The sequence below is a fragment of the Methylocystis borbori genome, from assembly GCF_036576025.1.
Classification (GTDB): Bacteria; Pseudomonadota; Alphaproteobacteria; order Rhizobiales; family Beijerinckiaceae; genus Methylocystis; species Methylocystis borbori.
Window position 1 is genome coordinate 83,073 of the sequence record NZ_JAZHYN010000008.1, and the last position, 7,376, is coordinate 90,448.

Consider the following 7,376-nt stretch of genomic DNA (forward strand, 5'->3'; position numbering starts at 1 on the left):
AGAAAAGTATATTATCGAGACTATTGCGCCATCATGTCATCGGTTTCCCAGGGCCGCCATCGAAACGGGCGTCATCGTCCCGCTTGCGGACGGGCGGCGGCGCTGATAGAGAAGCCGGACGCTGACGGTCGATCCGCCGGCGTTTTTCGCATGGTTTTCGATCTTCGGGCCGCGCCGGCCAGTTCGTAAGCGAACTTTTCGTCCCTCTTAGGCGCCGTCAGGGCGCGGGGACGTCCGATCGTCGAAAGCCGCCCGCAACGCCAACCTAGCCGGCGCCGCCCCATCGGGGCTTTTCAGGAGAAAAAATGGCCGCCATCACGGAGCGCGCGCCCACGCGCGAAGATTTCGCCGCATTGCTTGAAGAAAGCTATGGCGACAACGAGGCTTTCGAAGGGTCCGTCATCAAGGGCCGCGTCGTCGCCATCGAAAAGGACGTCGCCGTCATCGACATCGGCCTGAAGACCGAAGGCCGCGTACCGATCAAGGAATTCACCGGCTATGGCCGCGACCCCGCCCCGAAAGTGGGCGAGGAGGTCGAGGTCTATCTGGAGCGGGTCGAGAACGCGCTCGGCGAAGCCGTCATCTCGCGCGACAAGGCGCGGCGCGAAGAGAGCTGGGTCAAGCTCGAAAAGGCGTTCGAGACCAATGAAAAGGTCGACGGCGTCATCTTCAACCAGGTCAAGGGCGGCTTTACCGTCGATCTCGACGGCGCCGTCGCCTTCCTGCCGCGCAGCCAGGTGGACATCCGTCCCATTCGCGACGTGGGTCCGCTCCTCAACGTGCCGCAGCCCTTCCACATCCTGAAAATGGATCGCCGGCGCGGCAATATCGTCGTCTCCCGCCGCACCGTGCTCGAAGAGAGCCGCGCCGAGCAGCGCCATGAGATCGTCGCCAATCTCGAAGAGGGGCAGGTGATCGACGGCGTCGTGAAGAACATCACCGATTACGGCGCCTTCGTCGATCTCGGCGGCATCGACGGGCTGCTGCATGTCACCGACATCGCCTGGCGGCGCGTGAACCACCCCTCCGAGGTGCTCACCATCGGCCAGACCGTCAAGGTGAAGATCATCAAGATCAATCACGAGACGCATCGCATCTCGCTGGGCATGAAGCAGCTCCTCGAAGACCCGTGGCAGGGCATCGAGGCGAAATATCCGATCGGCGCGAAGTTCCACGGCCGCGTGACCAACATCACCGACTACGGCGCCTTCGTGGAGCTGGAGCCGGGAATCGAGGGCCTCGTCCATGTCTCCGAAATGAGCTGGACGAAGAAGAACGTGCATCCCGGCAAGATCGTCTCGACGAGCCAGGAGGTCGACGTTCAGGTGCTCGAGGTCGATCCGGTCAAGCGCCGCATTTCCTTGGGCCTCAAGCAGTGCCTGCAGAACCCCTGGGAGGCCTTCGCCGAGAAGCACCCCGTCGGTTCGGCCGTCTCCGGCGAAGTCAAGAACAAGACCGAATTCGGTCTCTTCATCGGCCTCGACGGCGATGTGGACGGCATGGTCCATCTCTCCGACCTCGACTGGAACCGTCCGGGCGAGCAGGTGATCGAGGAATATAAGAAGGGCGACGTCATCAACGCCCAGGTTCTCGACGTCGACGTCGAGAAAGAGCGCATCTCGCTCGGCGTGAAGCAGCTCGGCAGCGATCCTTTCGCTTCCGTCGGCGGCGGCGGCGGCGAGGAAGGCGGCGAGGTGAAGAAGGGCGCGGTCGTCACCTGCGAAGTGATCGAGGTGAAGGATTCCGGCATCGACGTGAAGATCGCCGGCACCGATCTCTCCACTTTCATCAAGCGCAGCGAACTCGCGCGCGATCGCGCCGACCAGCGTCCCGAGCGTTTCGCCGTGGGCGAAAAGGTCGACGCCCGCGTCACGCTCTTCGACCGCAAGGCGCGCAAAATCTCCGTCTCCATCAAGGCGCTTGAAGTCGCCGAGGAGAAGGAGGCGATCGCGCAATACGGCTCGGCCGATTCCGGCGCGTCGCTCGGCGACATTCTCGGCGCCGCGCTCAAGGCGCGCGAAGAGACGCCCAAGAAAGGCAAGAAAGCGGAGGAATAATCCTTCGCCATTCCACCAGCTATAAGGCCCGCGCCCCGGCGCGGGCCTTTTCGTTTGTTCCGGCGTCAACCTTTCATTCACCGTGACGCCAATCGCTTAATTGCGTTAACCCTAATTTTGATAAGGCGCGCGATGATGGGGCGCATGGTTCCAGTCCGCGAGGGGGCGGGGACCCCTGGAGTCGCGTCCCATGAGCGCTGCCGATTTAAATCAAAACTATGGGCGTTCGTCCTCTCCGCGGGCGTTGCGCGCGCGGCGCTTGGGCGTGCGCGCCGCGCTTGGCATGGGCGTGACCGCCACGATGACCCTCCTTGTGGCGCTTCTTTTCAGCGCGCCGCGCGAGACGCGGGTCGCCGAAACGCGGATGGAGCCGCCAGCCGCGACGCCGCAGCGGGCCGCGACGCCCTCCGCCAGCAAATTCGCGACGAAGATCGCCATCGACAACATCGTCGGCGCCTCGGCGCTCGTCGCGAGGCCCTTCAGCGCCTTCGATATCGCCGCGCCCGAATTCGCGCATGAGAAAAAGACCATCGCCGTGCGCGAGGGCGCGGAAGGCCTGGGCCGGATCGACAGCCTCACCATGGGACGATTTGCGATGGGCGGCCCCTTCATGCGCGTCGACGTCCATCAGGACATCGCCGAGACGGAAGCGGCGTCCGACTTCTTCCTCGACATGACCCGCCATGCCGCGCAGGCCGGCCTCGATGTCGCGAAGATCGGCCAGCCCGCCGCGCTCCTTACGAGATTCGGCGCCTTCGAGACCGCCGACATTCGTCTCGTCCAGCCCGCGGCGGACGGCGTCGCGGCGAGCGAACGCGCCTGCCTTGCCGCCCGCCTCATCGACGGCGCCGCCGGCATCGAGATCGCCGGCCTCGCCTGCGGCGAGGCGCGCAAGCCCATCGACCGCGTCGCGCTCGGCTGCATTCTCGACAAGCTCGCCTATGCGCCCGGCGCCGACAACGTCCTCCTCAACGATTTCTTGAAAAAGGCGGAAGCGGGCCGCGGCAAGGATTGCGTCAATGTCTCGCGCGACGACGTGACCGCCACGATCCCCGCGCAAAAACACGCGGCGCAGCCGGCAAGCGGCGCGCATCGCGCCCGCGCGAGGACTTCGGCGCAGAGCCCGCGCTGAGCCACGTCCAACGCGCCTTCGCGCGGCGTTCAAGATGATGCGCGAAACCGGCGCTGGCGCGGCGCGCGTAATTCGCTTTTGCGCAACCCTTCGGCTATTATGCACGCGAGCCTCAAGGCGAAGAAAGGGATTGCGATGCGCAAGGACAAGATGCTGTCGGCCGGTCTGACCTGCCTGTTGATGATCGTGGCGGGCGGCGACGCGCTCGCCAAATCGCGCACGCGCGTTTCCCCGGACGACGCCCCCCGCGCAAGGGGTCCGATCGAGATCGAGCGCCGCAGTTTCCTCGATCCCGGCACCAAAGTGCCGGTGGGCAGCACCAATCGCTACATGGTCCAGCAGACCTTTTTCAATCAGGACCCGATCCAGGCCAATCAGCGCAGCTGGTATATGAACGAGACGCTGCCGCAGCGCCTGCCCGACAACGTGATCGTTCCCTACGAGTCCAACCTGCCGATTTTCGACATGCTCGAAGGCCAATAGGCGGGAACGAACTGCCTTGACTTGAGGAGCGCGCTCTTGTAGCTCCCCTCATTCCGGCAGGGTTTCGCCCCGCCGGACATGCACCCGTGGCGCTCCCGAGCGGACGCCTGTCGGCCGGTTTCCGGCAGAGGAGGGCGCGTTCCTGCCCCCGGAGACCGGGAGCGCGCGGGAAACGCGATTTGAGAGGCGCCGCCCGAAGCCTGACGCTTCGGGAGGCGTTTCGTCTTTTCGCCTCTCGCGCGCGGAACGCAGCCAGTGAGAGGACGAAGTTAAGTGACGAAACGCGCCGAAGCCAAATATAAGCTCGACCGCCGCTTGGGCCAGAACATCTGGGGCCGCCCGAAGAGCCCCGTCAATCGCCGCGAATATGGCCCCGGCCAGCACGGCCAGCGTCGCAAGGGCAAGCTCTCCGACTATGGCACGCAGCTCAAGGCAAAGCAGAAGCTCAAGGGCTATTACGGCAATATCTCGGAAAAGCAGTTCCGCAAATATTACGCGGAGGCGATCCGCATGCGGGGCGACTCGGGCGACAATCTGATCGGCCTTCTGGAGCGCCGTCTCGACGCGGTCGTCTATCGCGCGAAATTCGTCCCCACCGTTTTCGCGGCGCGCCAATTCGTCAATCACGGCCATATCCGCGTCAACGGCTCGCGCGTCAACATTCCTTCCTATCAGGTGAAGGTCGGCGACGTGATCGAGGTGAAGGAAAGCTCGAAACAGGCCGTGACCGTGCTTGAATCGGTCCAGCTCGCCGAGCGCGACACGCCCGAATATTACGACGTCGATCACGCCAAGATGATCGCGAAGCTCACCCGCGTCCCGCATGCGACGGAAGTGCCCTATCCGGTGCAGATGGAGCCAAACCTCGTCATCGAGTTCTATTCCCGCTAAATGCGCGGCCGGCGTCGTTCCGCCCGGGAGCGGCCGCGAAAAGGCGGCCGCTCTTTTTTTGGAAGCTTCCCCGAGGCGGCGCGCCCTTCCCTATTGCGAATGCGGCGCTAAAGCTTATCTGGCGCTGAGCGGCGCTTCGACAAATGCAGGAAGACTTCCTATGCCAGATCTCCCGAATAAGCGTCGGCCGAAAGTTGAGGAGCGCGGCCAGCGGCCGCTCTGGATCGCGATCGGCGGCCTGCTCGTCAGCGTATTGAGCTTCACCATGAAGGATTTGATGATCGGGGACGTCGTCTTCTGGTTTGGCGGCGTCGTCGCATTCCTCGGCGTCATGTATTGGTTCATTCAGCCTCGACACGGGCTTTGAAAAGGGGCCCGGCGAAGCGCCAGATTTGAATTGCCACATTCGTCGAAGACGATATGGTCTTTCGTCTTCACAATTCACGGACCGCCCATGCAATTCCTCTATCTTGCCCTGTCCCGCCGCCGTCTTTTTGCCGTCGCCGCGGGCGCGCTGACGCTCGCAAGCGTCCCGGCGCGGGCCGAAAAATCCCCGTCGGGGAAAGTCTCGATCGACGAATTGATGGCGCCGGGCGACCTGCCCGACATCGTGGAGGGCGCGGCGGACGCGCCCGTGACGATCGTCGAATATGCGTCAATGACCTGCAGCCATTGCGCCGCCTTTCATCAAGACGTCTATCCGACCTTGAAGAAGAACTACATCGACACGGGCAAGGCGAAATTCATCCTGCGCGAATTTCCGCTCGATCCGCTCGCGGCCGCGGCTTTCATGCTGGCGCGCGAACTCGGCGACAAGCGCGACGCCACGGTCGATCTTCTGTTTTCGCAGCAGAAGAACTGGGCCTTTATCGACAAGCCGCTCGACGGACTCGCCAATGTGCTGAAACAGGCGGGCATCGGACAGGAGAAATTCGAGGCGGTCCTCAAGGACAAGGCGCTCTATGAGAACGTCAACAAGGTCCGCGATCGGGCGGCGCAAAAATTCGGCGTGAATTCCACGCCGACCTTCTTCATCAATGGCGACAAATATACGGGCGAAATCGGCGTCGCCGATCTCGACAAGATCATCGCCTCAAAATCCGCGGCGAAGTAAATCAGCCGTCATGCCCGCGCTTGTCGCGGGCATTCACGGCGTTCGGCCAGATGATATAAGTCCGGCGCGATGTCGTCGCGTGAATGGCCCGGTCAAGCCCGGCCAGGACGGCGCAAGACTCAAAAAACGCTGCGCCGCTCCAGCGCCGCCGCGAGCGTGCCTTCATCGAGATAGTCGAGTTCGCCGCCGACCGGCACGCCATGGGCGAGCCGCGTCACCTTCACGCCCGTGGGCGCAAGCAGATCGGCGACGTAATGCGCGGTCGTCTGCCCATCCACCGTGGCGTTCACCGCGAGCACCACTTCGCGCGTCTCGCCCGCGCGCACGCGCGCGATGAGGCTCGCGATCGAAAGATCGTCCGGCCCGACGCCGTCGAGCGGCGACAGCACGCCGCCCAGGACGTGATAACGCGCGTTGAGCAGCCCGGCCCGCTCCAGCGCCCAGAGATCGGCGACGGTCTCGACGACGACGAGGATCGACGCGTCGCGCCGCTGGTCGCGGCAGATGGTGCAGGGATCGCTCGTATCGATATTGCCGCAGGCGGAACAGACGACGATGCGCTCCTTGGCGACGCGCATCGCCTCGGCGAGCGGCGCGAGCAATTCCTCCCGCTTGCGGATGAGATGCAAAACCGCGCGCCGCGCCGAGCGCGGCCCGAGTCCCGGCACGCGCGCAAGCAATTGCACGAGCTTTTCGATTTCGGGACCGGCGACGCGCTCCGCCATAATCGGATCAACTGGCCTCATCAGGTTTTCGCGTCATGCCCGCGCTTGTCGCGGGCACCCACGCCGTAACCGTCATCAACAAAGGTCGACCTTGCGCAGCGTCACGACGTGGATGGCCGGCTCAAGGCCGGCCATGACGCGAGAAACGCGGCGCTACGCAAAGCAAGTCAAAACGGCAGTTTGAAGCCCGGCGGCAGCGGCAAACCGCCGGTAAGCGCCTTCAGCTTTTCCGCCATCGCCTCCTCCGCCTTGGCGCGCGCCTGCATATGCGCGGTGACGATCAGATCTTCGAGAATTTCCTTCTCCTCGGGCTTTACGAGGCTCGGATCAATGAAGATCGACTTCATCGCGCCCTTCGCGGTGAGCGCGACTTTCACGAGCCCGCCGCCCGCCTCGCCCTCGACGATAATCTGATCGAGTTCGAGCTGCGCTTCGGCCATTTTGGCCTGCATCTGCTGCGCCTGTTTCATCAGGCCCATGAAATCCATCATTGCGCTTCTCCGTCGTCGTCTGCCGGCGGCAGCATGTCATCATAGAGCGTTTCGGAGGACGCCGCGCCCTCCTCCCTGCCGCGCACCGCGATAATCTGCGCGCCGGGAAAACGCGCGAGCACGCTGGCGACAAAGGGGTCGGACTCGAGACCGGAGCGCCGCTCGCGCTCGCTCGCGTCGCGCTTTTCCTTGATTGTCGGCGCCCCGCCCGAGGCGACGACCGAGATCATCCAGCGCTCGCCTGTCCAGGCCTGCAATTTCTGCGTCAGCGTCGACGCAAGCCCCGGCGTTCCTCCCGGCGCGAGCTCGAATTCGATCCGCCCGGGCTCAAAGCGAAGGAGCCGCACTTCAGATTCGAGCGCGATCTTGAGCTGTATGTCGCGCTTTTCCGCCGCAAGCGCGACGAGCGCGTCGAAGTTCGCAAGCGCGGCGCGCTCTGGCGCCGGCGCGAAGGATGGCGGCGGCGCGTCGACGCGCGGCGCG

The 7,376-nt window shown here is 64.1% G+C and carries 8 protein-coding genes and 1 pseudogene; 6 read left to right on the forward strand and 3 right to left on the reverse strand.

Annotated elements, in window-relative coordinates; translation table 11 throughout:
* The first annotated feature begins 305 nt into the window (after positions 1–305).
* The 6 genes from rpsA (at position 306) to V3H18_RS04550 (ending at position 5,677) form a co-directional block, all read left to right on the forward strand.
* The gene (rpsA, locus tag V3H18_RS04525; protein ID WP_332080730.1) at positions 306–2,057 is read left to right on the forward strand and encodes a 30S ribosomal protein S1; all 1,752 of its coding nucleotides are present in this window, start codon (positions 306–308) and stop codon (positions 2,055–2,057) included.
* Between the two features lie 265 nt (positions 2,058–2,322).
* Complete coding sequence (locus V3H18_RS04530) at positions 2,323–3,189, forward strand: hypothetical protein (RefSeq protein WP_332080731.1); 867 nt, start codon at positions 2,323–2,325, stop codon at positions 3,187–3,189.
* Positions 3,190–3,324: 135 nt separating this feature from the next.
* Complete coding sequence (locus tag V3H18_RS04535) at positions 3,325–3,672, forward strand: hypothetical protein (protein WP_332080732.1); 348 nt, start codon at positions 3,325–3,327, stop codon at positions 3,670–3,672.
* 273 nt (positions 3,673–3,945) lie between these two features.
* Positions 3,946–4,563 (forward strand): 30S ribosomal protein S4, encoded by a 618-nt coding sequence (rpsD, locus tag V3H18_RS04540; protein ID WP_332080733.1) that lies wholly within the window; start codon positions 3,946–3,948, stop codon positions 4,561–4,563.
* A 160-nt stretch (positions 4,564–4,723) separates the two neighbouring features.
* Positions 4,724–4,930 carry a hypothetical protein gene (locus V3H18_RS04545; protein WP_332080734.1) on the forward strand — a complete coding sequence of 69 codons (207 nt, stop codon included), beginning with the start codon at positions 4,724–4,726 and terminating at the stop codon, positions 4,928–4,930.
* An 87-nt stretch (positions 4,931–5,017) separates the two neighbouring features.
* The gene (locus tag V3H18_RS04550) at positions 5,018–5,677 is read left to right on the forward strand and encodes a thioredoxin domain-containing protein (RefSeq protein WP_332080735.1); all 660 of its coding nucleotides are present in this window, start codon (positions 5,018–5,020) and stop codon (positions 5,675–5,677) included.
* Between the two features lie 119 nt (positions 5,678–5,796).
* Here the strand turns inward: V3H18_RS04550 and recR are convergent, their stop codons facing one another.
* The 3 genes and pseudogenes from recR to V3H18_RS04565 all read right to left on the reverse strand — a co-directional run.
* Entirely contained in the window at positions 5,797–6,402 is a 606-nt protein-coding gene (recR, locus tag V3H18_RS04555; RefSeq protein ID WP_332080736.1) for a recombination mediator RecR, read from the reverse strand.
* A gap of 167 nt (positions 6,403–6,569) precedes the next feature.
* Positions 6,570–6,893: a YbaB/EbfC family nucleoid-associated protein gene (locus V3H18_RS04560; RefSeq protein ID WP_332080737.1), complete on the reverse strand. Its 324-nt coding sequence runs from the start codon at positions 6,891–6,893 to the stop codon at positions 6,570–6,572.
* Positions 6,890–7,376: pseudogene (locus tag V3H18_RS04565) on the reverse strand (DNA polymerase III subunit gamma/tau); the annotation flags it as partial. The pseudogene V3H18_RS04565 and the gene V3H18_RS04560, both read right to left, overlap by 4 nt.